The organism is Roseibium alexandrii DFL-11 (assembly GCF_000158095.2).
GTDB classification, from domain to species: Bacteria; Pseudomonadota; Alphaproteobacteria; order Rhizobiales; family Stappiaceae; genus Roseibium; species Roseibium alexandrii.
Genome location: NZ_CM011002.1, coordinates 93,001 through 119,602, shown reverse-complemented (window position 1 = coordinate 119,602; position 26,602 = coordinate 93,001). Strand labels below are relative to the sequence as shown.

The following is a 26,602-nucleotide window of genomic DNA, read 5'->3' as shown; positions in this document are numbered from 1 at the left end:
TGAAGCAAAAGGGGCAAGCTGGCCTTGCCCCTTTTAAAACCGGCGCATAGAGGGAAACGGGCATGACCTCAGAGACCAAGACGGACCGCGGCCCTGCAGAATTCGAAGCTGCAGCATCACAGGGCCCGCAATCCGTCGCAGAGTTCGACGATCACCACCAGAGTATTGGGCAAAAGATCCAGCACACGCTGCATCAGACGCCGTCCCTGGTGCCGCTCATCGTGCTGCTCTTGTCCGTTCTGATATTCGGGCTTTTATTGGGCTCAAAATTCTTCTCCCCTTTCGCCATGACGCTGATCCTTCAACAGGTTCAGATCGTCGGTATTGTGGCAGCGGCTCAGAGCATCGTGATCCTCACTGCCGGTATCGACCTGTCGGTCGGCGCGATCATGGTTCTGTCGTCCGTGGTCATGGGCCAATTCACGTTCCGTTATGGACTGCCCGTTGAGGTCGCTATTGCAGCAGGCCTTATCTGCGGAACGATCTGCGGCTACATCAATGGCTTTCTGGTCGCCGTCGTCAAATTGCCGCCTTTCATCGTGACGCTCGGCATGTGGCAGATCGTTCTGGCGACCAATTTCCTCTATTCCGCGAATGAAACCATTCGATCCCAGGACATCTCAGAGCAGGCCCCCCTGCTCCAGTTTTTCGGCAACAAGGTTGCGATTGGCGGAGCAATTTTCACCTACGGCGTGATCTTCATGGTTCTGCTTGTTCTGGTGTTGGCGTACGTTCTGCGCCAAACCGCCTGGGGCCGTCATGTCTATGCGATTGGTGATGACCCCGAAGCGGCGCAGTTGTCAGGGGTAAAGGTTAAACGCGTTCAGATTTCAGTCTACATGCTCTCAGGACTGATCTGCGCCTTTGCCGGCTGGGCGATGATCGGGCGGATTGGTTCCGTCTCACCGACAACCGGTCAGCTTGCCAATATTGAGTCCATCACTGCCGTGGTGATCGGAGGGATCTCGCTGTTCGGCGGGCGGGGATCGATCCTTGGAACCCTGTTCGGTGCCTTGATCGTCGGCGTCTTCACACTTGGGCTGCGGCTGCTCGGGGCAGATGCTCAATGGACCTATCTCTTGATCGGCCTCTTAATCATTGCTGCAGTCGCAGTGGACCAATGGATCAGAAAGGTATCTGTCTAATGGAACCTCTTCTTCAAGCAAGCAATCTGGTCAAGCGTTACGGTCGCGTCATAGCCATGGATCACGCCGACTTCGAACTATATCCGGGCGAAATTCTGGCCGTGATCGGTGACAATGGCGCTGGCAAGTCCACCTTGATCAAGGCGCTCAGCGGCGCAGTTCAGCCGGACGAGGGAGAAATCCGGCTGGATGGCAAGCCGGTCCAATTCCATTCGCCCATTGATGCGCGCGCTGCCGGGATAGAAACCGTCTACCAGACCTTGGCCATGTCCCCGGCTTTGTCCATCACCGACAACATGTTCATGGGCCGGGAACTGCGCAAACCGGGTTTCCGGGGCAAATGGCTGCGCCAGCTCGACCACAAGAAGATGGAGCAAATTGCACGGGACAAACTAAGCGAGCTTGGACTGCTGACCATCCAGAACATCAACCAGGCCGTCGAGACCTTATCCGGCGGTCAACGCCAAGGGGTCGCCGTTGCACGTGCGGCCGCCTTTGGCTCAAAAGTTGTCATCATGGACGAACCTACGGCCGCGCTTGGTGTCAAGGAAAGCCGCCGGGTACTGGAATTGATCACGGACGTGAAAGCGCGTGGCCTGCCAATCGTTCTGATCAGCCACAACATGCCGCACGTTTTCGAAGTCGCAGACCGTATTCACATCCACCGGCTTGGCCGGCGCGCCTGTGTGATCAAGCCGGACGACTTTTCCATGTCGGACGCCGTCGCGATCATGACGGGTGCCATGGATCCGCCAGAAGACATGGCGGCGTGAGCATCCGCCTACGAAAAGAATAGGACCAACAATGTATTTGATTTGCGGTGAAGCCTTGTTTGATCTCTTCGGGGCAGACACCTCGGGCACAAGCGTCGGTTTCGACGGGCGGATCGGCGGATCGCCCTTCAACGTCGCAATGGGGCTCGCCCGTCTCGGCGAAGACGCAGCGTTTTTCGGTGGAATATCAAAAGACGTTCTTGGCGAAAAGCTGGTTGGAAAACTGAGAGACGAAGGGGTTTCCGATCGCTTTGTTGTACGCAGCGACTATCTGACGACCTTGAGCCTGGTTCAACAGGATCCTGACGGGCAACCCGCCTATACGTTCTATGGCGCCAATGCGGCTGACCGCATGCTCACCGAAGCGGATCTCCCGGTTTTCGGGACTTCCCCGTCGTTCATTCACATCGGGTCTTATACGGCGCTCACGGAGCCCGTGGCCTCGGCGCTAAAAACGTTGATCGCAAGAGAGCATGCACGCTGTCTGATCTCCTTTGATCCCAATATCCGGCCAACAGTGGTCGCCGATATGGACAAGTGGCGGCGCAACACATCCGCAATCGTTCCCTACACAGATGTCATCAAGGTCAGCGATGAAGACCTCGCATTGATCGCCCCGGGCGAACCTGTCGAGGCTATCGCCCGTGATTGGCTCGCTGAAGGCTCCAAGCTGGTGATTGTCACACGCGGGAAAGACGGTGCCTCCGCCTACACGGCCCACTCCGAAGCAAGTGTGCCCGGTATTGCAGTCGACGTAGTCGACACTGTCGGCGCCGGAGACACCTTCCAGGCAGCACTATTGTCCGGACTGAAAACACTGGGAGCAGACAACCGCGCGGGCCTCACAGCGCTCGATCCAGCGCAACTTACGCGATTGCTGACATTTTGCACGCAAGCCGCAGCAATCACCTGCTCGCGGCGCGGGGCAGACCTCCCAACCAGGGCAGATCTTGAAAAAGAGGGCTGCTCTTTGGTTTGAGGGGCTGACAAGAGAATTAAATCGATTTAAAAGACATCCGAATGTTACGATGCTTAGACTAGAACGGCGAAATTCGCTGGCTTGGAAGGGATGAGAACATGGCGGTCCGCGTCATTGAAGTAGCCGAATTCGATCTGGTTGTATTTGGCGCCTCCGGAGACCTTGCGCATCGCAAGCTGTTGCCGGCCCTTTACCACCGGGATGCGGACGGACAAATGCCCGATGACGCGCGGATCATTGCCAGCGCGCGCCGTGACTATTCGGACGATGATTATCGCGACTACGCCCGGAAAGCCTTGAAGGAGCATGTCTCCGATCTCGACGACGCGCATCTGGAAAAATTCCTGAAACGCATCCGGTACGTGAAAATCGACATCGGGACCGGTGAAGGCTTCGAAGACCTCAAGACCGTTCTGGAAGAACGCGAAGATGTCATCCGCGCGTTCTACCTTGCTGTCGGCCCGGACCTTTTTGGCACCATATGCGAAAATCTCGGCAAGATCAGCGTTGTGAACACCCATTCCCGCGTGGTTATGGAAAAGCCGATTGGCAAAGACGGCGCATCGGCCAAGGCGTTGAACGCAACTGTCGGTGCCGTGTTCAACGAAGACCAGATTTTCCGGATCGACCATTATCTCGGCAAGGAAACCGTGCAGAACCTCATGGCTCTGCGGTTTGCCAACGCCCTGTTCGAACCCCTTTGGAATGCCGCTCACATCGACCACGTTCAGATCACGGTCGCCGAGTCACTTGGGACCGGCGGCCGGGCCGGTTACTACGATACGGCTGGCGCACTCCGGGACATGGTACAGAACCATATTCTGCAGCTTCTGTGTCTGGTGGCCATGGAACCGCCGGAGTCCATGAACGCCGACAGTGTGCGCGATGAAAAACTGAAAGTTCTGAAAGCCCTCGCCCCGATTGGCGAGCACAATACCGACAAACTGACCGTCCGCGGCCAGTACCGCGCCGGAGCATCGGCCGGTGGCGCTGTCCCGGGCTATCTGGAAGAGCTTGGCAATGATCAAAGCGGAACTGAAACCTTCGTTGCGCTGAAAGCCGAAATCGCCAACTGGCGATGGGCCGGCGTGCCGTTCTACCTGCGCACCGGCAAGCGCCTTGCCCAACGGGTTTCCGAGATCGTCGTTCAGTTCCGGCCAATTCCCCACTCGATCTTCGATGAGGAAGCCGGCGCGATCACGGCAAACCGCCTCATCATCCGCCTTCAGCCAGATGAAGGCGTTCAGATGAAGGTGATGATTAAGGACCCAGGCCCAGGCGGCATGCGCCTGCGCCAGGTGCCACTGGACATGAGCTTTGCCGAAGCCTTCAAGGTCCGGAACCCGGACGCCTATGAACGGCTGATCATGGACGTCATCCGCGGCAACCAGACCCTTTTCATGCGCCGCGACGAAGTCGATGCAGCCTGGGCCTGGATTGATCCAATTCAGGCAGCCTGGGCGGCCTCCAAGGAAACGCCAAAGGGGTACACGGCCGGAACATGGGGGCCATCAGCCTCCATCGCCTTGGTTGAACGTGACGGCCGCACCTGGGCGGAAGACGAACTGGTTTAAACGCCGGAAGAGTGCGTTAAAGTCGCATGTTTCTGAGAATTAAATCGATTAAATGACACAAACAGTCATTACGCTCTATCTAATTAGTTGAGAGAGAAACCGGCTTCAACAGCGTCGGAAGATGAGGGAGACAAGCCATGGCCATCAAGGATCGTGTCGGCGAGGTCACCGAACGGATCGTAAAACGCAGCCACGACAGCCGCAGTGTTTATCTTGATCGGATCGGCAAGGCCGCAGACCAGGGCCCGCAGCGTTCGCGATTGTCTTGCGGCAACCTCGCACATGGATTTGCCGCATGTGGACTGTCCGACAAAGCTGCCTTGTCTGGTGATGTTGTGCCGAACCTGGGCATCATCACTGCCTATAACGACATGCTGTCCGCCCATCAGCCTTATGAGACCTATCCGGACCTGATCCGTCAGGCTGCTCGGGACGTCGGAGCGGTGGCGCAGGTCGCGGGCGGCGTACCGGCTATGTGTGACGGGGTTACACAGGGCCAGGACGGGATGGAACTTTCCCTGTTTTCGCGCGATGTCATTGCCATGGCAGCTGCTGTCGGGCTTTCGCATCAGATGTTTGATGCAGCCGTGTTCCTAGGCATCTGCGACAAGATCGTTCCTGGCCTCACGATTGCAGCTCTGTCTTTCGGCCATCTGCCGGCTGTCTTCATTCCGGCAGGGCCAATGACCACAGGGATCTCGAACGACGAGAAAGCGAAGGTCCGCCAGCTCTATGCGGAAGGCAAGGTTGGCCGAGACGCGCTTTTGGAATCGGAGTCCAAGGCCTACCATTCTCCCGGCACCTGCACGTTTTACGGCACCGCGAACTCCAACCAGATGCTGATGGAGATCATGGGCCTGCACATGCCGGGCGCATCTTTTGTCAATCCGGGCACGCCACTTCGCGAAGCGTTGACCAAGGAAGCGGCCAAACGCGCGCTGGCGATCTCGGCCCTTGGCAATGAGTTCACCCCTGCAGGTGAAATCATCGATGAAAAAGCCATCGTCAACGGCGTTGTCGGCCTGCACGCCACCGGCGGCTCAACCAACCACACCATGCACTTGGTGGCGATGGCCGCAGCGGCCGGGATCCGGCTGACGTGGGACGATATCTCCGACCTTTCGGATGTGGTCCCACTGCTTGCGCGTGTTTATCCAAATGGAAAAGCCGATGTGAACCACTTCCAGGCAGCCGGTGGTCTTGCGTTCCTCATCCGCGAACTCTTGGGTGACGGATACCTCCATCAGGATGTAAAAACTGTCTACGGCAGTGATCTTTCCGGTTATACGGTCGAGGCAAAACTCGACGCGGACGGCAATGTCATCCGGGACCTTGCTCCGCAAATCTCCGGCGATGAGACAGTTCTTGCGCCCGCCGCCAAAGCATTCCAGCCGACGGGCGGTCTAAAAATGCTGACCGGAAACATCGGCAAAGCGGTGATCAAAATCTCCGCAGTTGCCAAGGAGCGCCATATCATTGAGGCCCCTGCCCGTGTCTTTCACTCGCAGGAAGCCTTCCTAACGGCGTTTTCCAACAAGGAACTCAACGGGGACATTGCTGCTGTTGTCCGGTTCCAGGGCCCGAAAGCCTGCGGCATGCCGGAGCTTCACAAGCTGACCCCATCCCTGGGCATCCTTCAGGATCGTGGTCATAAGGTTGCGCTCATTACGGATGGCCGCATGTCCGGTGCATCGGGCAAGGTTCCAGCGGCCATTCACGTGACACCGGAAGCTGCCAATGGCGGCCCGATCGCAAAGATCCAGGACGGTGACCTCATCCGCATCAATGCGGTTACAGGAGAACTGACGGTTCTCGTTGATGAGGCCGAGTTCGATGCGCGACCGGTTGCACAAGAGGACCTCAGCCATCATCAGTTCGGTGTCGGCCGCGATCTGTTTGCCGCCTTCAGGGCCAATGTCGGCACGGCAGATGCCGGCGCGCATGTTTTTGACGTGTAAGGAAAGATAATGGGACAAGACATTTCAAAAATCGAAGCGGTCATGACAGCGGCACCGGTGATACCGGTACTGGTGGTCGAAGACCCGAAAAAAGCTGTCCCGATGGCGGAGGCTCTGGTTCGCGGCGGATTGCCGGCTATCGAAATCACGCTCCGTACACCGCATGCCCTGGAAGCAATTGCTGCTGTCAATGAGAACGTGGAAGGCGCGATCGTAGGGGCTGGAACTGTCCTGACGCCTCAGCAGTATGACGCCGTTGTTTCCGCTGGCGCGCGGTTTGTTGTTTCGCCCGGTGCAACGGATACGCTCCTGGACGCGGCTGATGAACACGGCGTGCCGCTGTTGCCGGGAGCGGCAACTGCTTCGGAGGTTATGAAGCTTCTTGAACGCGGTTATGAACGGCTGAAGTTCTTTCCAGCGGAACAAGCAGGCGGTTCGCCTTACCTGAAGTCTCTTTCCTCGCCCTTGGCTACCGCAAAATTCTGCCCAACCGGTGGGGTCAGCCTCGAAAAAGCGCCTGACTATCTGAAACTGCCAAATGTTTTGTGCGTGGGTGGTTCGTGGATTGCGGATGCAAAGGCAATCGCTTCAGAAGACTGGGGTGGGATTGAGGAACGGGCGCGGGCGGCATCCCAACTCGGCAAGTAGCCGTCGGAATACGATGCTCAGCTATCGCGCGAATGTTTATTAGGCTGAGGCGGCCTCTGATTCCGGCGCTTCATCCTCGCTTCCATCGACTTTGCGGTCCCAAAGAAGGCGCAGTCCACCGGACGTATCATTCCGCCAGGCAAATTCGGCAACGACAGGCTTGCCGAATTTTTTCATGGTCAACAGCACCTCTTCCGGCAAAGCCGGCAGGCTTTTCGCCATAACGCGGCAACCGTTGTTACCGGCGTCCACGATCGTGCCGGAAATCTCGGTGATCCCCTCAAAGTCGGAAATCTTCACCGGAATGCTGACGTTGTTCCGTTTCTCCCGACGTTTATCGGAGAAACTTTCAGTCGATTTCACAAACAGGACGGCCGCATCAGAGTCCTTGCGGGACGTGATCTGACATTTGACGAGCTTGTCGGAGTCTTTCGGTCGAATACCGATATTCTTGCTCAGCTCCTGAATATCGGGAGAAGTCAGGCGGCATCCCCATTCCCCGACATTAGAAACAACACCACTGATCACTGACAGATTGTCAAAATCTACAACGAGAACCTCTTCTTCGGCCTCGGGTTTATCCTGCAAGTGCGCAAGTGCATTCATTACCGCCTCCAACTACCCTTTTTACTTAGGGTTATTATCATTTCAAATGGCTTAACATCTTCAATTTTAGGTGCTTGATCTCAGAGGCAAATGGCACTTACCCTGCGGCTTGTGGCCGCCGACCCGTTTGGACTTGCAGCAGTTCCCCTCACCAGAGTTCGGCCCGGAATGAAAGTACATCCGATCCTCTAGCCATCCCGGTTTCCGAAGACCTCACTCCGTCCGATGAACCGGCGTATTTTCATCCAAAACAGATGGAGACGAGTATGACAGCTTATTTTAAGGCTTCGATCGCAGCCCTGGCTCTCCTAACAGTTCCAGTCGCGGCGAATGCAGAGAACCTTTGTCAGGGATATGGCCCGCAAACACCGCGCGATATCTCAAACACGGCCGGCTCAAATACCACCACGGTCGCTTTTGCGCCTGAAGCAGCAACACTTAACCTGTGTAATTTGCATACCCATACGAATGCTGAGCACAAAGGACCGGGTTTTTCAGTTTTTGTCGACGACAGCGACCATGGCGGATTTCGCTGCAACGAAACTGACACGTTGACCGAAGCCGAGCTTGCTGCACCAGAATCCGATGCCTTCCATGGTGTTAAGCCAGGCGACACAATTGAAGTTCACTGGGTCTTTTCATCTTGCAACGTGTCACCGGGAAAAGGTCTGGGCTCCTGTCTAAGTGACTCTTGTGTAAATCCGCAATTGCGTGTCGAGGCCCAAACATTTCTGGTCGTCAATGATTCAAACGCTCTGAATTTCATGGACTTCGCCTACCAAGACAATATTGTCGACGGCCTTCATCAGCCAAAAGCGCTGCCCACTGGAACAGGGTCTCCTGTCACCTTTATTGGTTCAACGACTGGACCCAGCTACAGCCAAGCAAAATGCTCGCCGTTCCAGGTAACTTGGAGTGTCCGGCCACAATGCGCCAAAGTCGATATCAATTCCCTGAACGCCTGGGCGGACGCCGGAAACATCTTCCAAGAGGATCACTCTCACGGTGTCCGCCAATTGGTGACCGCTGAAGAACTGCTCGCGCCGATCAACTGACCTTTGCTGGCCGGCCAGCTGCTGGCCGGCACCCACTTCCGGTAATCGTATCTTTCAGGATCATGCCAGCTGTGCTATCTGATGCAGCGACATTCAGATTGCCCAGAAACACAGGGCTTAAATCGATTTAAGGAGACCCGCATGACGGTCGAAGCGACCTTCACCATGCTCGCTCAGCAAGCGGAAACCCTGTCCGGCACATCGCTTCGAAACATGTTTCAGGAAGACCCTGACCGGTTTGCGAAGTTTTCCGCCCGTTGTGACGATCTTCTGCTCGATTATTCAAAGATCAAACTGGATGCCAAGATCCTGGAGCTGTTGCTGCAGGTCGCGCGCGAAGCGGAAGTCGATGCGAAACGCACAGCGATGTTTTCAGCCGGCAAGATTAACACCACCGAACACCGCGCTGTCCTTCACACGGCCCTTCGCAACCAGTCTACAGACCCGGTTCTGGTCGATGGCGAGGATGTGATGCCAGACATTCGCGCGGTCCTTGATGCAATGGCTGATTTCTCGGAGGCTGTAAGATCCGGGGAACTAACATCTTCCGCCGGAACCGCTTTCACCGATGTCGTCAACATTGGCATTGGCGGCTCGGATCTTGGTCCTGCAATGACCACTTTGGCGCTCGCACCTTATCATGATGGGCCAGAACTCCATTACGTTTCCAATGTGGACGGTGCGCACATTGCCGACACGCTGGAAAAACTGGATCCGGCCTCGACCCTGATCATCGTAGCCTCCAAGACCTTCACCACAGTTGAAACGATGACCAACGCGCAGACGGCGCGCAAATGGATCGCAGATGCTCTGGGGGAAGAAGCTGTCGGCGCGCATTTCGCTGCCGTTTCAACGGCTCTAGACAAGGTTGGGGCATTCGGAATCGACGCAACGCGCATTTTTGGCTTCTGGGATTGGGTGGGCGGCCGGTATTCTATCTGGTCGGCCATTGGTCTGCCGTTGATGATTGCAATCGGGCCGGACGCCTTCAACGAGTTTCTGGAAGGCGCATATGCGATGGATGTGCATTTCCAGGATGCGCCGATGGAAGAGAACCTTCCTGTTTTGATGGCCCTGATCGGGATTTGGCACCGCAACGTTTTGGGCTATGGCGCGCGCGCTGTTCTGCCATACGATCAGCGCCTCGCCCGGCTTCCTGCCTATCTGCAGCAGCTTGACATGGAGTCCAACGGCAAGCGGGTCAAATTGAACGGCACATTGGTCGACAGCAACACCGGCCCGCTCGTGTGGGGGGAACCCGGCACCAACGGTCAGCACGCCTTCTATCAACTTCTTCATCAGGGCACGACCGTCATTCCTTGCGAGTTCCTGATTGCAGCTCGGGGTCATGAAGACGACTTGACGCATCAGCACGAACTTTTGATATCCAATTGCCTGGCCCAGTCCGAGGCATTGATGCTTGGCCGGACACTTGATGAAGCCGCTTCTCAACTCTCAACTGCAGGCTTTGACGAAGATGAAGTCGCCCTCCTGGCGCCGCACAAGGTTTTTCCGGGCGACCGGCCGTCACTGACACTCGCCTATGACGAACTGACGCCGTTTGCACTCGGCCGGTTGATTGCCCTTTATGAGCACCGTGTATTTGTCGAGGGCGTAATCTGGGGCATAAACTCCTTCGATCAGTGGGGCGTAGAATTGGGCAAGGAGTTGGCAACGGCTTTGTTGCCGATGGTCAAAGGCGAAGCTGAACCTGCAACAAAAGACGCCTCGACTAGAGGGCTTCTGACTGCCCTGCAGTCGGCGAGCGCAAACGCCTAAAGCATCGTTGAGTTCAGTGCGAGAGGGCTCACAAGGCCATACTTTCGCCTCACGGCACAGGTCTTTGTGCATCAACGGTCGACCGTGTTGCTTTGCGAATTCCAAAGGGCATGACTTCAACCACGACTTATGTGGCGATTGCCGGTTTGGCAAAACCAACTTACGCTGTGTTCATTGATTTACGCTCCGTGATTCGCCATTGTGGAGCGAAAAGAGAGGTGCCGGCAGGCGTCCTTATAATGAGGAGATCTCAGTTATGAAAAAGCTTGTATTGCTCGCAGGCATCACCCTTGCCTTGGCCGGGTGCCAATCTGACAGTTCGCGCGATCGCGCGCTCGTCGGCGGTGGTCTTGGCGCAGCGACCGGCGCCGCAATTGGCGCAGCAGCCACGGGCGATGTCGGCGGCGCACTTGTTGGCGCAGCAATCGGCGGCGCAGGCGGCGCGATTGTTGGCGGCGCAACAACACCGAAAAATTGCGTAGCGTATGACCGTTACGGCAATCCATACCGGGTAGCTTGCCCGTAACCCTTGAGCATGTCCGGCCACGAACATGCAGTGCACTGAAAAAATGAGAAATAGACGATGAAAAAACTCTTCTTGGTCGCAGCAACCGCTGCCCTTCTTGTCGGCTGCCAGTCCAGCAGCCAGACGGATCGCGCCCTCGTCGGTGGCGGTCTTGGTGCGGCAACCGGTGCAGTAATCGGCGCGGCGACAGGCGGCGGTGCGGGTGCAGCGCTAGCAGGTGCTGCAATTGGCGGCGCTGGTGGTGCCGTTGTCGGTGCGGCGACAGCGCCAAAAAACTGCGTTGCCTACGACCAGTACGGCAACCCGTACCGGGTTGTTTGCCCATAACATCGTAGCACTGGGCGTTGGATAACCGGCCTCGTTAAGAATTGGTTAACCATCGCCCTTTCACCCTAGGCGGACCTGTTGACCGAAGGAGCGCCCGGGATGAAGCCCGCCATTGCCTTGCTATCGCTGACCCTATTGCTTGCTGGATGCGTCAACACGGAAAGCCAGCGAGATCGGATGCTGATTGGCGCAGGTCTCGGCGCAGCTACAGGAGCGACAATTGGCGCTGCTGCGGGATCAACCGGCGGCGCAGCACTTGCTGGCGCAGCTTTGGGTGCAATTGGCGGCGGCCTGATTGGCGTGGTTACATCTCCACGCAACTGCATTGCGCGCGACACGGAAGGCACGCCCTATACGGTTCCCTGCCCCTGAACGCCAAACCCAAGACCCAAAATAAAAAGGCCAGCCCAAACGGGCCGGCCTTTTCTTTTGATCGCCTTAAACCAGCTTAAGCGGCTCGGCTTGCAGCCATCGAATTCAAAGCGCTTTCTGGATCGACATAGTCGTATCCAAGTGCGGTCGCCACAGCTTCGCAGGTGACTTTGCCCTGATGAACGTTCAAGCCCGGAAGGAAGTTTGCATCGTCAAGCAACGCCTTCTTTGCGCCCTTGTCTGCGAGCGCCAAGGCGAACGGCAGCGTCGCATTGTTCAGCGCATAAGTCGAAGTCCGCGGGACAGCGCCCGGCATGTTGGCAACGCAGTAGTGAACAACCTCATCAACGATGTAGGTCGGCTCTGAATGCGTGGTCGCCTTGGATGTTTCAAAGCAGCCGCCTTGGTCGATCGCAACATCGACAACGACAGAGCCTGGCTTCATCTTGCTGATCATCTCAGCAGTTACCAGCTTCGGCGCAGCAGCACCGGCGACCAGAACGGCGCCAACGACGATGTCAGCCGCAAGAACCTGTTTCTCAAGCGCAGCTTTGGTTGAGTAGACGGTTTTGAGCGCAGAACCGAAGGTCTGCGACAGGTTGGACAGAACCTGCGTATTGCGGTCCAGAACCGTCACATCGGCCCCAAGGCCCAGCGCCATGGTGATGGCATGCGAACCGACAACGCCGCCGCCAATGACTACGACCTTGGCAGGTTCAACTCCCGGAACACCGCCAACGAGAACACCGGAACCGCCGTTGATCTTCTCCAGGCATTTCGCACCGGCAGTGACAGACAAGCGGCCGGCAACCTGAGACATCGGGACGAGTAGCGGCAGACCGCCTTGCGAATCCACAACAGTTTCATAGGCAATGCAGGTTGCCCCGGACTTCACCAGATCAGCCGTCTGAGCTTCATCGGGCGCGAGATGCAGATAGGTAAAGAGGATATGGTGCGGGCGCAACATGGCGCGCTCAACAGCCTGCGGCTCTTTCACCTTGATGATCATTTCGGCAGCGTCGAAAATTTCCTGAGCGGTTGCGAGGATTTTGGCGCCACTGACTTCATAGTTGGCATCGCTGGCGCCGATCCCTGCACCAGCGTTCGTTTCTACAAAAACCTCATGGCCATGAGCTGTGATCTCATGAACGCTGTCCGGTGTCAGACCGACCCGGAATTCGTTGTTTTTGATTTCCTTAGGTACGCCAATCCGCATGGTTCCGTCTCCTCTGGTGCGGCTTGTTTATTGTTTTTGATAATACCACTGAGAAAGACGCAGGTGCTTGCGTTCAAGGCCTGTTGAAATGGTGTCTGTGCAATTTTATTGCGTGAATTTTATTCAGTCTCGAATTTTATGGTATCAATAAATGAACCAATCGAATTATGTGCAGCGCAAAATCATGATCCTCGACAGACTTGACCGCAAGATACTCAATGTCCTGCAACGCGATGGACGGATCGCAAATGCGGACCTTGCCGAGAAAATCGGCTTGTCGCCCTCTGCCTGCCTGCGGCGCATGCGAGCGCTTGAAGAGGCAGGGGTCATCGACAGCTATGTCGCTCTGCTCGACCAGCGAAAACTCGGCAGGCGGATGGATGTCTTTGTCGAAATCTCACTGACCGGTCAATCGAAGGAAACACTGGAGAGTTTTGAAAGGGCCGTCGCCCGGTCCGAAGAAATCATGGAGTGTTTCTTGATGGCAGGCGATGCTGACTACATCCTGCGCCTGACCGCAGCTGACCCGATTGATTTTGAGCGCATTCACAGGGATCACCTGTCGCAACTACCGGGCGTATTGCGGATGAAATCGTCCTTTGCCATCCGCCCGATCGTCAAACGCACCGCCTTGCCCTTGTCCGAAACAGCGGACGCAGCAGACCGATAGGTCGCGTATGTGAGGCTATCGACGTTCCGGTTCTCGCCCGCTATAGTCGCGGCCCTTCTTAGAGGCTTTACAGGAACCCCGTCTGGTGTCCCACACGATTACCCGTTTTCTTGATACGACTTACCAACTTGCTGAATGCCCAACCTGGGACGAGCGCACCAACAGACTGCTTTGGGCCGATATTCAAGGGCGCAGCGTTCAATCGATGGATTGGGACACACGCGCCATCACCACATGGCAATTCGACAACGAAGTCGGGTCCTTCGGCCTGTGCGATGATGGGCGGCTGATTACCAGTGTCTGGGATAAGGTGGTTCTGTTCGATCCTCAAACCGGAACACAGGAGGTTCTGGCCGAAGTCGAAGCCGACAAACCTCAGACCCGATTGAACGACGGAAAGGTTGGCCCGGACGGCGCCTTTTGGGTGGGCACGATGGACACAAGCTCCCCACGGGAACCGATCGCCGGTCTTTATCGGGTCGACAGCAGTGGTGAGGTTGCGGAAATCCGGGACGAACTGCAGTGCTCGAACGGCCTCGCCTGGACGCCGGACGGCGACTACATGTACCACTCCGACACGTCACCGGGATGGATCGAGTGCTATGCCTTTGATGCGGCGACCGGCTCATTGGGTGCGAAAATGCTGTTCGCGCAGCAAACCAACGCCACAGGGCGGCCGGATGGCGCAACGGTCGATGCCAACGGCAATTACTGGAGTGGCGGGGTTTCGTCCGGCGTGGTCAATTGTTTCGCGCCGAACGGCGAATTGCTAGAGGCGATCAAGATGCCCGTACAACGGCCGACCATGCCATGCTTTTGCGGGCCAAACCTTGATCATCTGATCGTCACCAGCATCAAGCAGCCGTCCGATCCGACCTCCGTCGAACCGGATACACTGTCCGGCGGATTGTTCCTCATCGAAGGCCACGGTCAGACCGGCTTGAAGACCTATCGCTTCAAAACCGCTCAATAGATCCGGAATTAAAGACCCGAGCTAGTGCCCTCGAAGCAGCATCAAAAGTTGCTGTAGATCCGGGCGTTTCGGGTGCAGTCGCGCGCGCTCACGCGTTTCAAAACCGTCCGAGCTGGTTGTATTAGCGTGTTCTGGAGAACGGTCTGATAGACTGCGGGCCTGTGCACTTTGCAAAGGACCTGCCGTCCGTTGATGGTTTGGTATTCCCAACGTGTGTGGGCCCGATGGGTCATGATTGTCCGTTTGATATTTTTATAGACCGCAGGCTGGTGAACTTTTTCGTAGCAGGCCGTTGTCATGTTGCTGCCAAACGCCGGCCCCGCCCCCAGAACGGATGCTGCCAAGACCATCACTTTGACGCTGTTCGGATACCCCATACTGTTCCCCTGTCTCGAAGTGACTGAAAAGACCACTTCACCCTAGGGAAAATCCTGTTAGAGAGAAAGCAATTCTCTGAATTCTACTTAAGGCTTCCCTGAGACGCCGCTTATGCATGGCAAATTGCAATGATCCATGCTTAACCACCTCTTTCCGGAATGGCGGGAAAAGAGTTAAGACATTTTGGACATACCAATTTCGACCGCCTGGAACAGATATTCTTCTATGTAGTCTAGCGGCAGCCTTTTGCCCTGATCGGTTGCCATACCGTGCGCGCTGGTTGCACCAGAACATTCCGGCTCACCGTCTGATAGATGGCTGGTTTTTGGACACGGTGTGAGCTTGCCGGTTGTATCAGCACCTTTTCCTTCACGTGGCTGTAGACGGCAGGATGTCGTACCGCGACTTTTGAAGCCGGCTTGACCAGAACGCGCTGCGATGCTGTCTGATACACAGCTGGATAGTGCACCTTGCACAAGATCCGGCGACCTTTGATCGTGCGGTACTCCCAGCCGCTAGACGCAGGCTTCACTTGCACCTTGTGATGCTGTGTCTGGTAAACGGCAGGACTGGTGCGGTACGTAACGCGCTCCGGCTGAACAAGCACCTGGCGGGTTTGATACGCATATTTTGCCGGTTGCTGAACCACATAACTGCTGGCGGCCTGAACCAGAACACGCTGATTGACCGTCTTGTAGACGGCGGGCACCACGGCCTGTTCATAGCAAGACGATGCATAACCGCCCGCGGCTGCGGTATTCAGCGCAAATGGGCAAAACATGAGCGCGGTAACCGCGCTCCAGAAGGTGCGACGCATAACATTCCCCCAGTCTGGCGCAAATTGGCGCCTGCCCCATGACAGTAGGGAAGCTTCACCTAAGGGAAAAGCAAAAAGTTAACGGCCATTAACTTTTCTTCAGCCGGTCTTCGAAAGATCCTGTTGCACAGGTCCTTTCTCATAATCGGTGTCTTCGTTGATGATATGCCGTGCCTCGTCCGGCACCCATTCACCCCACCGTGGCTCCAGTTTGTGGTCGACCGAAACACGGTCGTCGAACACAAAGCACTCGCCGTTCCAGAGACTTTTGTCTTCCGGAACTTTCTCCAGATAGTTCAAAATGCCGCCTTCCAGGTGGTAGACGTCCTTAAAGCCGTTTTTGAGCATCCAGGCCGTTGCTTTCTCGCAGCGGATCCCACCGGTGCAGAACATGGCAACCTTTGGCTTGGTTTTCAGATTTTCCTGATCGTGCACCCACTCCGGAAATTCCCGGAAAGACTGGGTTTCCGGATTTACCGCCCCTTCGAACGTTCCGAATGCATACTCGTAGTCGTTCCGCGTATCGATTACGATCACCCCCGGCTCTGAAATCAGCGCATTCCAGTCTTCGGGCTTGACGTACTCGCCCACGACTTCATTCGGGTCAATGTTGTCGACCGCAAGCCGGACGATTTCCTGCTTCAAACGCACTTTCATACGTTTAAAAACATGGCGGTGTGTCCAGGACTCTTTGTGCGTGAGCTCAGCGAGACGCGGATCGGAGCGTAAATATTCAAGGACAGCGCGTACACCGGCTTCAGGACCGCAAATGGTGCCGTTGATGCCTTCGGACGCGAGCAGAAGACTGCCGCGCACATCTTGAGAGACGCAGAACGTTTTGAGCGGGTCCCGCATCTCCTCGAAATCATCGAGCGGCGTGAAATAATAGAGGGCTGAGACAAGAAAGTCGTTCATGGGGCTTTGTCTTTTTGTTTGAAAGGCGCCATCGGGCCAGGCCCGTCTGGCGCCCTCTATACAGCGACAGCCCCCTGCCTGAAAAGTCCGCAGTTTCTCGGACCCCTTCAGAAACACCCGTCGAAGCCACAGTTGGCAGTTATTGAACCGCGTTCTTGACGGCCTTCAAAAGATCCAGCAGATCCTGATCCGGGTTTTCAGCGGCCGCGGTTGCAGCGCTGCTGCTTTCGGTGACCTTGTGCAGCTGCGCGATCCCGGCTTTCAATGCGCTTTGGGCCAGTTGGGTCTGCTGTTGCTGCGTCGCCACCGCATTTTCATACAAAATGCTAAGCGAGTTCGCGTTGGAAACATACAGGCTGGCCACCGCAACAGCGGGAGACAGCCCGAGAACGAGATCATTGAGATTTGCCGCCTCGCCGATCTTGGACAGGGTCTCCATGTCAGATTCAAGGGTATTTAAAGGCATATCAGCCGGTTGCTCCGGCTGCGCTTGAGATTTGCTTGGCATGATATCTTCCTTCACTTGCCGGATGATCCGGTTTGGTGGGGCTTCACCTGCCCTGTACGCCTTGTCCCGTTGGATCCACGCTTTTGGATACACCCAATAATCATCAGGGCGACCGGGATGAGGTCGCAGGAAGTATCAACCTATAGTTGTTAATTCTTTATTGCTTCACGCATACGTAATGGCTCCGTTCCAGAAATTGGAACAGAGCCAATGGCTTATAGTGCGGGCTTCGGCTTACCGGCCGCCGCTGAAAGCCTGAAGGACCGTCATAAGACCGGTGAGATTGTCGGCAACACCGGTCTGGCCAACCTTCTCGGTCGCGCCCGCACCAGCCATGGTGTCCATGCTGTAGATCTGCATGACACCCTGGTTCGCTGCAGCCTGCGCAAGAATGTTTTGCTGCTGTTGTGCGGCCACCGCATTTTCAAACAAAATGCCGGTTGAGTGTGCCATCGACTGGTACAAAGTGCTGATGGCCATGGCCGGGGCTTCACCAACCACCTTGACGTTGGATTGGGTCACGGCGTCCGTGACCATCGGGTTCACTGTTACGGGATCTGCCATATTTGCTACTCCTTGAGCTGAGCCGGTTCATATTCGGCTATCGGCACTTGGTTAGACGCCCGCAAATCTTCTGTGTGAAAGTAAACCTGGCTTATCTGATTGATAAAAATGGAAAAACGTCAATTCCGACTGAGAAACATCCCGTCAAACAAAAAGCCCGCCGACGATGGCGGGCGGGCTCATATAATGCTTTTGAAATCCAGATTATGATTTTGGTCTGTTGTGTTGCGGGGCCGCATTCGCTTGAGACCGAAGCCCCGCGATTTGGCGCTCAACCTCTCTGGCGACCATCGAGTTGATATTCCCCATCAATGTGTTGAGCTGGTAAGCAACCTTTGGATCAGCCAGTGCCGCTGTGCCTGGCCCAAATTGCGGCATGCCCTGGAACGCCTCCCCCTTCTTCTGCTGACTGGCTTTCAAAAGCTCAGTGAGGGAGGCCTTGTCATTCAGAAGTTTTTCAAGGTCAGCCTGTTGCGCGGACATGGTATTGGAAAGTTGCTCTGCCTTGTCCCGCGCATCAGTCAGGACGCGTTCAACCGCTTGCATCCCTTCATCCAGCGCGGCATCCCCGGCTTCCTTTTTCTTCAAAATCTCGGCTGCGATCCCGACAACTGTCGGTAAAGACCGGTAGAGGGATTGGTAGTCGGACTGCAAAGTCGAGGTTTTCAGGAAACCCTCAAGAATTTCCTTGAGGAGGTCTGAGCCTCCGCTGCTTCCTCGGCCAGAGCCAGAGCCAGAGCCAGAGCCAGAGCCAGTGCCTGTACCTGGAGCTGGTCCGGGAGCGGCGTTTTGTTGACCAGCGCTACCTGCCTCACCAGAAGGTGCGCTTGATGCAGTTTGTACAGCGGCAGCTGCTTGACCGCTGGTTCTGTCGGAAGGCCCAGCTTTCTGGGGGGGGGGTGTATCGGCTGCCGCAGTCGCCGGCGCGCCTTTGGCGCCTTGGGCAGAAGCCGTTGGGTCACCCGCGTCTGCGGGGGCGGCTGGACTTGGTTTGCGGACCATTTTCCGGCTCCTTTATCTCATCGCTCGGCTCTGACGTTTGTTGTTCCCATTCGGGTGGTGGTGGCTCACGGTCCTGCAATCTGGAAACCATCTGCTCGCGGATTGACGCAATCCGCTGTGCACTCGAGCGTCCTGACGCTGGATTGGACCGATCGGCGTTTCCAGCCCCCCTAATTTTTTGATGCCGGCATGCAAGGATATCCCGGTTCCAATCGCGAATTTGACCTCGGCAATGCTCTTGAGGGCGCTGAGGACGGTCCGGCCGGGAACTGGACACATCCGCCGGAAGGCTGTGATCGGCGCAGACCGGGAACCCTGGATCCACACAGCCGCACTGGCCATGATCCTGCGATCTTGCTTTTTCCGTATCGCTTACCTGAATGCTGACAACTGCCTCAGATGCGATTTGATCGTTTACCCCGTCCAGCGCCCGTAGAGCTGCTTCCACGGATGCGCGGGCCTCCACCAGATAGGTTGACCGTTGAGCAAACTCGATATGGACTTCCGGTTCCGTAAAGCTGCCGCGAACCTGTTCCGCAACTTCGGCCCAGTTCACAAGGCACTCAAGCAGAAGATCATCAATCTCGCGGTAGGCAGTTATGAGATGTACGGTCATTTCTTTCTCCCGGTCATGCGGTCCAACAGGCGGTTGACCGTCTCCTTTTCATCCGCGCTCAGGTCTTCAAACGCCTCTGAAATCGTTTTTTCCTTCCGAACCTTTCGAAGCTTCCCTCGCTCGCTATCGTCTCCCGGAACGCTTTTATCGCGACCTGTTTCGTCATGGCCCCGGTTTTCGTCGTCATCACCCGCAAGGGATCGGGGCGTTTTCAAAAGCCAGAGATTAGTTTCCTTCGCGATGGCCGGTATTGACGGCCCCCGGCGCTCCGGATGATGTGCAAACATTGGCTGCCTCCTATTGGTTCAGCCCGCAAGATTATGACCCCGTTTTAAAATCAGAGATCACCGTTTTGGACGAGGTTCCTGCTGCGGTACTTACGCTTCCATAAACACTCACCGCTTGGGTCACCATTTGCTGGATGTCGGTCAAGAGCGGGATTTCCTCGCCGGCAAGCGGTGGATTCTCAGCCGCTTTCTTGATCGCAACGGCCTGTGCCGCCACCGCGATCTGCATGATAGCATTCATGTAGTTTGCAGCGTCTTGAACCGCGAGGCCGGTTGTCTGGCCAACCATCAACTCCGGCGCTGTCGACACCATGGTCGGCGCATATTCGGCATTTTCGTAGTTGGAAAACTCGGCAGCCTGAACTACTTGCTGATTGAGCGCACTGGTGACTGGCGCTGTGGATGCAGCCGGAGCAGGTTGCGGATTGTTCTGCCCCCCACTGTCACCGCCTTTGGCGGGACCGGCTCCGCCTGGCGCGCCGTTTTCAGACTTATCGCCGTTGCCATTCTTAGAAGCTGTCATGGCCTGTGTGTCCTTCTGCGCCGCAGGTTTCAAGTGACCGTTTGCATCGCGTGATAATCCCGGAACGGCGGCATTGGCCTCTGTTGCCGGGTCCGCCGGTTTCGAAGCCGGCTTGTCTCTACCCATCAATGACTTGAGCGCGTCAAACATCACTGGTTACTCCCTGATTGACGCTTCTTAGGCCGTTAGCCGGTTTCGCCGATATCCATGATCAGCTGGCACGCCTTGGAAACCACCGCGGTGGTGATCTGGTTCATGGCCTGCTGACTGTGGACCGCGTTTTGAATAGACAAACCGGACGCGTGGCTTGCCACCTGATAAAGGCTGGCTATGGCCTGGGCCGGGGCCTCGGCAACAACTTTGACGTTGGTTTGTGTCACCGCATCCGTGATTTGTGCATTGACGAGGTCAGCCATCTCTTCATCCAGTTCCGTGTTGATCGCGATCCAATCGGCCTGTGTATCCGGTACGAGCCGTCAGGAGAGTGGACGCTTCATTGCATCGCCTGTGACACTGGGCGGGTTTGTTTGCCAGGCGCATTGTCTTCCCCAACGGCCTCGCGCAAATGCTGACGAAGGTGCTGGACACGCTTGCGGGCAAGCGGTTCCGAAATGGCCATGGTCACGGCAATTTCCTTGTAGGTGCACTCTTCGCAGAACCTCAGCCGGAAAATGCGTTTGAATTCTGGTGTCAAGGCATCAACTGCCGCCAGAACAGCCCGCAATGCATCCTGATGCCGCAATGTGTTCTCCTGATCCGGCTGCCTGTCTGCAAGATCAGCTTTGTGATCCTGATAGATGTCAGCTCCGAAATCACGAACCTGGCGTTCCGACGTCTCCTTACGCAAACGGCTGATATATTCGTTCTTCATCGCAAACAGCAGGAAAGCCCGCGGTTCACGAATAGCCGTATGGTGCCGCTCAACGTGGCTAACCGCCTTAATCAAAGTCGCCGACAACAAATCCTCAGCCGCCTCCCGATCACCGCGGGTCAGGCGAAGAGCTCTGCGGCGCAGCACCTGCCCATCGTCAATCCAGCTCATCCAAAGGCTTTGCGCTGGACCATTCCACCTCAACACCTGTGCGTTCTGGCCTGTCATACGGCGTCTCCGTTTCGCACTTTGAACCCGTTTTGTTCACACAACCCAAGGACGCTAGGAATTTTTTCTTGTGACCTGTTTTTTGAGATTTTCTCGGAAAAGGCTTGCCTCAAATCATAATATCGCCAACAACATCATGTTTTCATTGTATTAAGATATGTGAGTTTCATTATGCAGTTTAGCATACGAACATCGCAGCACAACCGCGAATACAACCTTAAATAGCGTTTAGCGATTTAAGCGATGACACAGGACATTGTAGGAACAGCAGCGTAATCAGCAGAAACGCAGATTACGAATGAGAGAAACAGGCAATGTATCCAGACCGGCCTACCCCGAACAAACCCTCGTTTTTGCAATTGTTCCACATCGCGGCCAAATGTGATTGCCTTTATCTTCTGGACTTTTATTGTCAGTTGCTTTTCTCACACAACCGCACAAGCCACCTGTCGGAAGAACAACAGGCCTTGCTGGCAAAAGCAGCCCATGATGATATAATTGCCGTTGCTGCTGAGCAGAACAGGCTTTTGCCTCCAAGAGATCAGTTGCTGTTGTGCGGCAATGAACCTTATTTCATTAAGCCAATGCCAATCGAAGCCGTCGAAAGTGGCCTGGCCGGCGATGAGGAAAAATTTCTTTTCAATCTCTGGCACGAAAACAAAGGCGTCATTCAAAACGATGACCGCCTGACGAAACTCTCCTCAAAGTTTATTCTCACCTTGCCCGAAGCCGATGCAGGCAAAGTGCCTGAGTTGACCTTTGCCGGGCGCGACAGCACGTTCCGCAGGATGTTTCCGGCTGCGATTTCGAACAATCGTCCGGTTGTTGATGTGCTGCCGGAAAAATACGTGGCGGCGGCAACGGATGCCTATCATATGGCAATTGCGGGGGAACCGTCCTTTGACATTCAAAGAACAGGACCGCTCCTCGGACCGAAGGTCCCGAATATCACTCAGCAGCGCCTTGTGCTTAAATTCAAGTCCTCATCCGGATTTGAAAGGGTTTTCAGCCTGATCCGGGTCCTTCAGATACATGAGGCTTCTGACCGCGTGAAAAGCACAGCCCTGAACCTAGAAAACTAGCTGCGGCGGGGCACAAAACCATGAGCCTCTTACATCCTGCACCTAAGCGGCCTGCGGTTTAACTTGTAAATCCCGCAAGGCAGCACCTGCGATTTCAAAAGACCGGAGACGCGCCTTGTGATCATGAATCATGCCGGTGACCATCAATTCATCTGGCTTATAACGATCCAGCAGATTCTGAATCTGAACATGGACTGTATCCGGAGACCCCGTGGCAGAACAGGAGAGCGCATGTTTCACCTGCGCAAGAACCGGCGCCGGAATTTCTGGAGACAAATCCTCTACCGGATACGGTAATTTGCCTGGCCACCCGGTCCTAAGGCGCGCAAACGCAAGATATTGCGAGGACCGCAGGTACTGTGCCTCTTCATCGCTCGCCGCCGCACAGACACCAGCGGCCATCACGGCATAAGGCTGATCCAGATATCGCGACGGCTGGAACTGCGCCCGGTAGATGGTAAGCGCCTCTTCCAGCATGTCTGGCGCGAAGTGCGAAGCAAACGCATAAGGCAAACCATAGTGCGCTGCCAGCTGAGCCCCATAAAGGCTAGAGCCAAGGATCCAGACCGGAACATGTGTGCCCGCACCCGGAATTGCGCGGACACGTCCGCTTTCTGCCTCGTCTGCGAAATAGGCGAGCAACTCTTGAACGTCTTGGGGAAAGGTGTCGTCCGGAGCCATATGCCGCCGCAAAGCGCGCGCCGTTGCCATATCTGTTCCAGGCGCCCTTCCCAAGCCCAGATCTATCCGGCCCGGATAAAGCGTTGCCAGCGTGCCGAACTGTTCTGCGACGACAAGCGGAGCATGATTGGGCAGCATGATCCCACCGGCACCAACCCGGATGGTGCAGGTCGCCCCAGCGACATGTCCGATCACAACAGCGGTCGCCGCACTGGCGATCCCGGGCATATTATGGTGCTCTGCAAGCCAAAACCGGTGAAAACCATTGTTCTCAGCCAATTGGGCAAGCACTACCGAGTTGTTTAGCGCATCGGCTGCCGTTTTGCCCTCCGGAATGGGCGACAGATCGAGCAGGGAAAACTTATGCATGAGCAGCTCCTTCGCCTGGCAGCTATTCACTCAAACACGACCATACAAGCCTAACGACCGCATTTTAGCTAACACCGGCTGATTTTTTATCCCCCCGCAACAATCCTGATCCAGCATGCAGGAGCTGTCACTTTTAAGTAAGGCGATTTGCCGCAACCGGGCACTAAAAAGCACGTGAAAATGCGGACGAACGGCAAAACCCCGCCGTGCTAGCCTCGATCATCGAGTGAAAGCAATGGGGGCAGCCGTGAAGTTTCTGATTGTCTATGCAAGCACCGAAGGGCAAACGAACAAGATTGCCAAATTCATGGCCGGATTACTGACCAATTCCGGTCACCAGGTTCGGTTCCACAACGTCGGCGATGTTTCTGACGGGCTCACAATCACAGACTATGACCACGTTATCGTCGCAGGGTCTGTACACTCTGGCAAGCACCAACCAGATCTTCAGCTATTCGTTTACGCTAATCGCGAACGGTTAAACAAATTGCCGAGTCTCCTGGTGTCCGTGAGCCTTGCAGCAGCATTTCCAGACACCCAGAGCGAAGCCCAAGGATATGTGGACACGTTTCTGGAAACAACGGAGTGGCAACCGACGCATACGCTCCTGACCGCCGGAGCAATCAAACCGGGGATTTACGACTGGTTTCAAAAATCGGCCTTGCTGGAAGGGGATCTGGCGGCTCATTTTGATGAAGATCTTTCAGACACGCGCGAATTCACAGACTGGGATGCATTGAAGCAAAAGACTGTGGAGATCACCACCAGCTGATGTGAGCAGCGTTTAAACCGGCCCAGTTTGGTTTGGTCGTCATGGGAATTTTGGTGGGTGAGTGGGGGCTCGAACCCCAGACCCGCTGATTAAGAGACTGGTGCTACTTAGTTCCACCGAGGCTCACTAGCTTCCTATAAGTACGCATTTACAGATAGATAGCTAGAAACTCCAGTCCACACCATTCCTGTGCGATGCATTGCATTCCTCTATTTTGCTGCCTATATCTCATCTAGGCAGCAAACGAGGCGCAGCAATGGCCGAACCAAGAAAACTCACCAAATCAGTTGTGGAAGGGATAATTCCTGGCCCTCGGGACGTCGTGCACTGGGACACCGTACTCAAGGGGTTCGGGGTGAAAGTGACACCTAAAGGCCGCAAGGTGTTCATCGTTCAACATCGACCTAAGGGCCACAAAGGCGCAGCCAAGAAATACACGATTGGCAAGTACGGAGACTTTACAGTCCAACAGGCACGCGACGCAGCCCTTGATGTGATCCACAACAGTGCTCAGGGCATCGACCTTGGTGCTCAGCAGAAAGCCGAACGCGCCAAGCAATTGAACGATTTAACCAAAGACCTGGTCAGTCAGTTTATCGAAAAGCACGTCTCACAAAACCGATCCGCACGTGAGACAACGCGGCTGCTTGATCACGACGTGATCCCTGTTATTGGCAACAAGTCCATCCACGACGTGACCAAGCACGACATCATCAGCATCGTTGATAGAGTGTCAGGTCGAGGTGCGCATACAACAGCAAACAGAACACTGGCTGCAGTTCGCAAGTTTCTAAACTGGTGTGTTGGTCGTGGGGTAATCGAAACCAGCCCTGCTGCAAACGTCGCCGCTCCTAAAAAAGAGGTTTCCCGCGATCGCGCACTAGATACCGCCGAGCTCGCAGCAATCTTGAATGCCACAGATAAGATGGGCTTTCCGTTTGGGTATTATGTGAAATTGCTTTTTCTTACAGCGCAACGACGCGGCGAAGTTTCTGGCATGCGATGGAGTGAGATCAACCTCGATAGCGCAACATGGACAATTCCAGCAGAGCGAGCGAAGAACGGCAAAGCACATGTCGTTCATTTGTCGCAAGCTTCGTTGGACGTGTTGCAATCAATTCCCAAATTCGCAAACGCTAATGGAACCGAGAGCGATCTGGTTTTTACAACAAACGGTAAAACGAGCATCAGTGGGTTCTCAAAAGCAAAGAAGCAGCTTGATGAATTATCCGGCGTTACTGACTGGCGCATTCATGACATTCGCCGCACAGTCGTAACGCAGATGGCAGCAATGGGCGTTTGGCATCATGTTGCTGATGCAATCCTCAATCACAAGACCGGCGCTATCAGCGGTGTTGCTGCGGTATACCAGCGACATGAGTTTTTGGACGACCGAAAACGGGCGCTGGACGATTGGGCGAAGAGACTGAGAGAGATCTCCGATGAGTGACACATCTAAACCTGATCCCGAAACGGCTACAATTGAAGAGGTCGAGGCCTATCTGATCGATCGCTTGGAGGAAAAACTAGGACGATATCGTTCGGATGACTTCACTCTTGAAGATGCGCAAGGGGTATCTGGCAGTAATCGAGCACCGGTGGTAATCGAGGTATTCGAGACAACAATATCCAACCGGCGAAAGAACGAAAGCTGGCGATCTGCACTTTTCTACAATGCAAAAGACGCGTTTCTAAAAACAGGCCAACTTCCTTATTGGGAAGAAATGCAATGCTCGACCGATGATCCAGTTTTTGCTTCACTAGAAAGCAAGTTTCATAACTACAGACACCGTCTCGAACATTTCCCTAATATCGACCCCAACGAAAAACTGTCCTATCAAAAAATTTGCTACGCGATCATCTGCGGTGAGTTTCGGATTGCCTCTGAACTGATATTCAGCGGGACAAAGGCACAACGTGTTAAGTGGCTAAAAAACTTGTTGAACCTCAATAAACAGAAAAATACGCATCGAAATCAATAGACGAATTATCTGGTGAGATTTGGCAGCTTTAAGATGTCAACCACTGCCGGAGAGTTCCTCATGAATACACACGATCCAGCCCTACTCCCCCTGCCCTCTGACGACGACACACTGATCCGCCGAGCAGATGTTCAGGCCTATCTGGGCATCGCCCCCCAGACCCTAGCTAGATGGGCTCACGAAGGCCAAGGACCGCGCTTCATCAAGATGGGCAGTAAATTAGTCGCCTACCGCGCTGGTGACCTCAGGCGCTGGCTTGAGACCTGCCAGATATCAAGCACCATATAGTCCCAAATCACCAAATCCATGATCCGTATTGTATATATAGAGATTTAAGTATCTGAAATATATAGAAAATCATCGGATCAACCCCTCACATATGAGGGTTTTGGTTCTGAAAAAGGTA

General features: G+C 55.2%; 31 protein-coding genes. 18 read left to right on the top strand and 13 right to left on the bottom strand.

Going from position 1 to position 26,602, the window contains the following annotated elements; all coding sequences use genetic code 11:
• Positions 1 to 62: 62 nt before the first annotated feature.
• From SADFL11_RS00550 to eda, 6 genes are all read left to right on the top strand, one after another.
• On the top strand, positions 63 to 1,145 hold the full coding sequence (locus SADFL11_RS00550; protein ID WP_008196864.1) for an ABC transporter permease: 1,083 nt from the start codon (positions 63 to 65) through the stop codon (positions 1,143 to 1,145).
• Positions 1,121 to 1,918, top strand: a complete 798-nt coding sequence (locus SADFL11_RS00545) for an ATP-binding cassette domain-containing protein (RefSeq protein ID WP_186009079.1) — start codon at positions 1,121 to 1,123, stop codon at positions 1,916 to 1,918. Before SADFL11_RS00550 ends, SADFL11_RS00545 begins: the two co-directional genes overlap by 25 nt.
• A 31-nt stretch (positions 1,919 to 1,949) precedes the next feature.
• Complete coding sequence (locus tag SADFL11_RS00540; protein WP_008196099.1) at positions 1,950 to 2,897, top strand: carbohydrate kinase family protein; 948 nt, start codon at positions 1,950 to 1,952, stop codon at positions 2,895 to 2,897.
• Positions 2,898 to 2,995: 98 nt separating this feature from the next.
• Positions 2,996 to 4,471 (top strand): glucose-6-phosphate dehydrogenase, encoded by a 1,476-nt coding sequence (gene zwf / locus SADFL11_RS00535; protein ID WP_008196915.1) that lies wholly within the window; start codon positions 2,996 to 2,998, stop codon positions 4,469 to 4,471.
• A 137-nt stretch (positions 4,472 to 4,608) separates the two neighbouring features.
• Positions 4,609 to 6,429, top strand: coding sequence for a phosphogluconate dehydratase (gene edd, locus SADFL11_RS00530; RefSeq protein WP_040450833.1), 1,821 nt, complete (start codon positions 4,609 to 4,611; stop codon positions 6,427 to 6,429).
• A 9-nt stretch (positions 6,430 to 6,438) separates the two neighbouring features.
• Positions 6,439 to 7,077: a bifunctional 4-hydroxy-2-oxoglutarate aldolase/2-dehydro-3-deoxy-phosphogluconate aldolase gene (gene eda / locus SADFL11_RS00525; RefSeq protein ID WP_008189533.1), complete on the top strand. Its 639-nt coding sequence runs from the start codon at positions 6,439 to 6,441 to the stop codon at positions 7,075 to 7,077.
• A gap of 39 nt (positions 7,078 to 7,116) precedes the next feature.
• On the opposite strand, the gene SADFL11_RS00520 is transcribed toward eda, so the two are convergent.
• Complete coding sequence (locus SADFL11_RS00520) at positions 7,117 to 7,683, bottom strand: PilZ domain-containing protein (RefSeq protein WP_008190645.1); 567 nt, start codon at positions 7,681 to 7,683, stop codon at positions 7,117 to 7,119.
• A gap of 266 nt (positions 7,684 to 7,949) precedes the next feature.
• Here SADFL11_RS00520 and SADFL11_RS00515 point away from each other — a divergent pair, with 266 nt between their 5' ends.
• From SADFL11_RS00515 to SADFL11_RS00495, 5 genes are all read left to right on the top strand, one after another.
• Positions 7,950 to 8,738 carry a delta-class carbonic anhydrase gene (locus tag SADFL11_RS00515; RefSeq protein WP_040450834.1) on the top strand — a complete coding sequence of 263 codons (789 nt, stop codon included), beginning with the start codon at positions 7,950 to 7,952 and terminating at the stop codon, positions 8,736 to 8,738.
• 141 nt (positions 8,739 to 8,879) lie between these two features.
• The gene (pgi, locus tag SADFL11_RS00510; RefSeq protein WP_008196177.1) at positions 8,880 to 10,517 is read left to right on the top strand and encodes a glucose-6-phosphate isomerase; all 1,638 of its coding nucleotides are present in this window, start codon (positions 8,880 to 8,882) and stop codon (positions 10,515 to 10,517) included.
• 256 nt (positions 10,518 to 10,773) lie between these two features.
• Entirely contained in the window at positions 10,774 to 11,043 is a 270-nt protein-coding gene (locus SADFL11_RS25730) for a membrane lipoprotein lipid attachment site-containing protein (protein WP_008189470.1), read from the top strand.
• Positions 11,044 to 11,100: 57 nt separating this feature from the next.
• Positions 11,101 to 11,370, top strand: a complete 270-nt coding sequence (locus SADFL11_RS00500) for a hypothetical protein (protein ID WP_008190802.1) — start codon at positions 11,101 to 11,103, stop codon at positions 11,368 to 11,370.
• Positions 11,371 to 11,469: 99 nt separating this feature from the next.
• Entirely contained in the window at positions 11,470 to 11,742 is a 273-nt protein-coding gene (locus SADFL11_RS00495) for a hypothetical protein (RefSeq protein ID WP_040452330.1), read from the top strand.
• A gap of 76 nt (positions 11,743 to 11,818) precedes the next feature.
• On the opposite strand, the gene ald is transcribed toward SADFL11_RS00495, so the two are convergent.
• Positions 11,819 to 12,958 (bottom strand): alanine dehydrogenase, encoded by a 1,140-nt coding sequence (ald, locus tag SADFL11_RS00490; RefSeq protein ID WP_008192100.1) that lies wholly within the window; start codon positions 12,956 to 12,958, stop codon positions 11,819 to 11,821.
• 151 nt (positions 12,959 to 13,109) lie between these two features.
• On the opposite strand from ald, the gene SADFL11_RS00485 reads away from it, so the two are divergent.
• Both SADFL11_RS00485 and SADFL11_RS00480 read left to right on the top strand, forming a co-directional pair.
• Positions 13,110 to 13,628 carry an Lrp/AsnC family transcriptional regulator gene (locus SADFL11_RS00485; RefSeq protein WP_008192338.1) on the top strand — a complete coding sequence of 173 codons (519 nt, stop codon included), beginning with the start codon at positions 13,110 to 13,112 and terminating at the stop codon, positions 13,626 to 13,628.
• A gap of 85 nt (positions 13,629 to 13,713) precedes the next feature.
• Positions 13,714 to 14,601, top strand: a complete 888-nt coding sequence (locus SADFL11_RS00480; protein WP_008197368.1) for an SMP-30/gluconolactonase/LRE family protein — start codon at positions 13,714 to 13,716, stop codon at positions 14,599 to 14,601.
• 610 nt (positions 14,602 to 15,211) lie between these two features.
• Here SADFL11_RS00480 and SADFL11_RS00475 read toward each other — a convergent pair.
• From SADFL11_RS00475 to SADFL11_RS00425, 10 genes are all read right to left on the bottom strand, one after another.
• Positions 15,212 to 15,796: a hypothetical protein gene (locus tag SADFL11_RS00475; RefSeq protein ID WP_040450836.1), complete on the bottom strand. Its 585-nt coding sequence runs from the start codon at positions 15,794 to 15,796 to the stop codon at positions 15,212 to 15,214.
• A 99-nt stretch (positions 15,797 to 15,895) separates the two neighbouring features.
• Positions 15,896 to 16,711, bottom strand: coding sequence for an oxygen-dependent tRNA uridine(34) hydroxylase TrhO (trhO, locus tag SADFL11_RS00470; RefSeq protein WP_008197206.1), 816 nt, complete (start codon positions 16,709 to 16,711; stop codon positions 15,896 to 15,898).
• Between the two features lie 139 nt (positions 16,712 to 16,850).
• Complete coding sequence (locus SADFL11_RS00465) at positions 16,851 to 17,219, bottom strand: RebB family R body protein (protein ID WP_134852858.1); 369 nt, start codon at positions 17,217 to 17,219, stop codon at positions 16,851 to 16,853.
• Between the two features lie 234 nt (positions 17,220 to 17,453).
• A complete protein-coding gene (locus SADFL11_RS00460; protein WP_040450837.1) occupies positions 17,454 to 17,783 on the bottom strand; it encodes a RebB family R body protein in 330 nt (109 codons plus the stop codon).
• 204 nt (positions 17,784 to 17,987) lie between these two features.
• Positions 17,988 to 18,785, bottom strand: coding sequence for a hypothetical protein (locus SADFL11_RS25165; RefSeq protein WP_081450477.1), 798 nt, complete (start codon positions 18,783 to 18,785; stop codon positions 17,988 to 17,990).
• Positions 18,742 to 19,401, bottom strand: coding sequence for a hypothetical protein (locus SADFL11_RS00445; protein WP_040450838.1), 660 nt, complete (start codon positions 19,399 to 19,401; stop codon positions 18,742 to 18,744). Before SADFL11_RS00445 ends, SADFL11_RS25165 begins: the two co-directional genes overlap by 44 nt.
• Complete coding sequence (locus SADFL11_RS00440) at positions 19,398 to 19,688, bottom strand: hypothetical protein (RefSeq protein WP_040450839.1); 291 nt, start codon at positions 19,686 to 19,688, stop codon at positions 19,398 to 19,400. The genes SADFL11_RS00445 and SADFL11_RS00440 overlap by 4 nt, the downstream gene beginning before the upstream one ends.
• 31 nt (positions 19,689 to 19,719) lie before the next feature.
• The gene (locus tag SADFL11_RS00435; RefSeq protein WP_008196835.1) at positions 19,720 to 20,361 is read right to left on the bottom strand and encodes a hypothetical protein; all 642 of its coding nucleotides are present in this window, start codon (positions 20,359 to 20,361) and stop codon (positions 19,720 to 19,722) included.
• 35 nt (positions 20,362 to 20,396) lie between these two features.
• On the bottom strand, positions 20,397 to 20,627 hold the full coding sequence (locus SADFL11_RS00430) for a RebB family R body protein (RefSeq protein ID WP_008188621.1): 231 nt from the start codon (positions 20,625 to 20,627) through the stop codon (positions 20,397 to 20,399).
• Between the two features lie 77 nt (positions 20,628 to 20,704).
• Positions 20,705 to 21,310 (bottom strand): RNA polymerase sigma factor, encoded by a 606-nt coding sequence (locus tag SADFL11_RS00425; protein WP_134852857.1) that lies wholly within the window; start codon positions 21,308 to 21,310, stop codon positions 20,705 to 20,707.
• 416 nt (positions 21,311 to 21,726) lie between these two features.
• Here SADFL11_RS00425 and SADFL11_RS00420 point away from each other — a divergent pair, with 416 nt between their 5' ends.
• Positions 21,727 to 22,392 carry a hypothetical protein gene (locus SADFL11_RS00420; protein ID WP_134852856.1) on the top strand — a complete coding sequence of 222 codons (666 nt, stop codon included), beginning with the start codon at positions 21,727 to 21,729 and terminating at the stop codon, positions 22,390 to 22,392.
• A 42-nt stretch (positions 22,393 to 22,434) separates the two neighbouring features.
• Here the strand turns inward: SADFL11_RS00420 and SADFL11_RS00415 are convergent, their stop codons facing one another.
• Entirely contained in the window at positions 22,435 to 23,442 is a 1,008-nt protein-coding gene (locus SADFL11_RS00415) for an LLM class flavin-dependent oxidoreductase (protein WP_008192281.1), read from the bottom strand.
• Positions 23,443 to 23,689: 247 nt separating this feature from the next.
• Here SADFL11_RS00415 and SADFL11_RS00410 point away from each other — a divergent pair, with 247 nt between their 5' ends.
• From SADFL11_RS00410 to SADFL11_RS25805, 4 genes are all read left to right on the top strand, one after another.
• Positions 23,690 to 24,214: a flavodoxin domain-containing protein gene (locus tag SADFL11_RS00410; RefSeq protein WP_167578934.1), complete on the top strand. Its 525-nt coding sequence runs from the start codon at positions 23,690 to 23,692 to the stop codon at positions 24,212 to 24,214.
• A 256-nt stretch (positions 24,215 to 24,470) separates the two neighbouring features.
• Positions 24,471 to 25,664, top strand: a complete 1,194-nt coding sequence (locus SADFL11_RS00405) for a tyrosine-type recombinase/integrase (RefSeq protein ID WP_008191316.1) — start codon at positions 24,471 to 24,473, stop codon at positions 25,662 to 25,664.
• Positions 25,657 to 26,196 carry a hypothetical protein gene (locus tag SADFL11_RS00400; RefSeq protein WP_040450841.1) on the top strand — a complete coding sequence of 180 codons (540 nt, stop codon included), beginning with the start codon at positions 25,657 to 25,659 and terminating at the stop codon, positions 26,194 to 26,196. The genes SADFL11_RS00405 and SADFL11_RS00400 overlap by 8 nt, the downstream gene beginning before the upstream one ends.
• A 33-nt stretch (positions 26,197 to 26,229) precedes the next feature.
• Positions 26,230 to 26,484 (top strand): helix-turn-helix transcriptional regulator, encoded by a 255-nt coding sequence (locus tag SADFL11_RS25805; protein ID WP_040450842.1) that lies wholly within the window; start codon positions 26,230 to 26,232, stop codon positions 26,482 to 26,484.
• Positions 26,485 to 26,602: the final 118 nt, after the last annotated feature.

Coding starts and splice junctions, on each gene's coding strand:
- SADFL11_RS00550 (WP_008196864.1), top strand. CDS start 63: ATGACCTCAGAGACCAAGACGGACCGCGGCCCTGCAGAATTCGAAGCT.
- SADFL11_RS00545 (WP_186009079.1), top strand. CDS start 1,121: ATGGATCAGAAAGGTATCTGTCTAATGGAACCTCTTCTTCAAGCAAGC.
- SADFL11_RS00540 (WP_008196099.1), top strand. CDS start 1,950: ATGTATTTGATTTGCGGTGAAGCCTTGTTTGATCTCTTCGGGGCAGAC.
- zwf (WP_008196915.1), top strand. CDS start 2,996: ATGGCGGTCCGCGTCATTGAAGTAGCCGAATTCGATCTGGTTGTATTT.
- edd (WP_040450833.1), top strand. CDS start 4,609: ATGGCCATCAAGGATCGTGTCGGCGAGGTCACCGAACGGATCGTAAAA.
- eda (WP_008189533.1), top strand. CDS start 6,439: ATGGGACAAGACATTTCAAAAATCGAAGCGGTCATGACAGCGGCACCG.
- SADFL11_RS00520 (WP_008190645.1), bottom strand. CDS start 7,683: ATGAATGCACTTGCGCACTTGCAGGATAAACCCGAGGCCGAAGAAGAG.
- SADFL11_RS00515 (WP_040450834.1), top strand. CDS start 7,950: ATGACAGCTTATTTTAAGGCTTCGATCGCAGCCCTGGCTCTCCTAACA.
- pgi (WP_008196177.1), top strand. CDS start 8,880: ATGACGGTCGAAGCGACCTTCACCATGCTCGCTCAGCAAGCGGAAACC.
- SADFL11_RS25730 (WP_008189470.1), top strand. CDS start 10,774: ATGAAAAAGCTTGTATTGCTCGCAGGCATCACCCTTGCCTTGGCCGGG.
- SADFL11_RS00500 (WP_008190802.1), top strand. CDS start 11,101: ATGAAAAAACTCTTCTTGGTCGCAGCAACCGCTGCCCTTCTTGTCGGC.
- SADFL11_RS00495 (WP_040452330.1), top strand. CDS start 11,470: ATGAAGCCCGCCATTGCCTTGCTATCGCTGACCCTATTGCTTGCTGGA.
- ald (WP_008192100.1), bottom strand. CDS start 12,958: ATGCGGATTGGCGTACCTAAGGAAATCAAAAACAACGAATTCCGGGTC.
- SADFL11_RS00485 (WP_008192338.1), top strand. CDS start 13,110: ATGAACCAATCGAATTATGTGCAGCGCAAAATCATGATCCTCGACAGA.
- SADFL11_RS00475 (WP_040450836.1), bottom strand. CDS start 15,796: ATGCGTCGCACCTTCTGGAGCGCGGTTACCGCGCTCATGTTTTGCCCA.
- trhO (WP_008197206.1), bottom strand. CDS start 16,711: ATGAACGACTTTCTTGTCTCAGCCCTCTATTATTTCACGCCGCTCGAT.
- SADFL11_RS00465 (WP_134852858.1), bottom strand. CDS start 17,219: ATGCCAAGCAAATCTCAAGCGCAGCCGGAGCAACCGGCTGATATGCCT.
- SADFL11_RS00460 (WP_040450837.1), bottom strand. CDS start 17,783: ATGGCAGATCCCGTAACAGTGAACCCGATGGTCACGGACGCCGTGACC.
- SADFL11_RS25165 (WP_081450477.1), bottom strand. CDS start 18,785: ATGGTCCGCAAACCAAGTCCAGCCGCCCCCGCAGACGCGGGTGACCCA.
- SADFL11_RS00445 (WP_040450838.1), bottom strand. CDS start 19,401: ATGACCGTACATCTCATAACTGCCTACCGCGAGATTGATGATCTTCTG.
- SADFL11_RS00440 (WP_040450839.1), bottom strand. CDS start 19,688: ATGTTTGCACATCATCCGGAGCGCCGGGGGCCGTCAATACCGGCCATC.
- SADFL11_RS00435 (WP_008196835.1), bottom strand. CDS start 20,361: ATGTTTGACGCGCTCAAGTCATTGATGGGTAGAGACAAGCCGGCTTCG.
- SADFL11_RS00430 (WP_008188621.1), bottom strand. CDS start 20,627: ATGGCTGACCTCGTCAATGCACAAATCACGGATGCGGTGACACAAACC.
- SADFL11_RS00425 (WP_134852857.1), bottom strand. CDS start 21,310: ATGACAGGCCAGAACGCACAGGTGTTGAGGTGGAATGGTCCAGCGCAA.
- SADFL11_RS00415 (WP_008192281.1), bottom strand. CDS start 23,442: ATGCATAAGTTTTCCCTGCTCGATCTGTCGCCCATTCCGGAGGGCAAA.
- SADFL11_RS00405 (WP_008191316.1), top strand. CDS start 24,471: ATGGCCGAACCAAGAAAACTCACCAAATCAGTTGTGGAAGGGATAATT.
- SADFL11_RS00400 (WP_040450841.1), top strand. CDS start 25,657: ATGAGTGACACATCTAAACCTGATCCCGAAACGGCTACAATTGAAGAG.
- SADFL11_RS25805 (WP_040450842.1), top strand. CDS start 26,230: ATGTCAACCACTGCCGGAGAGTTCCTCATGAATACACACGATCCAGCC.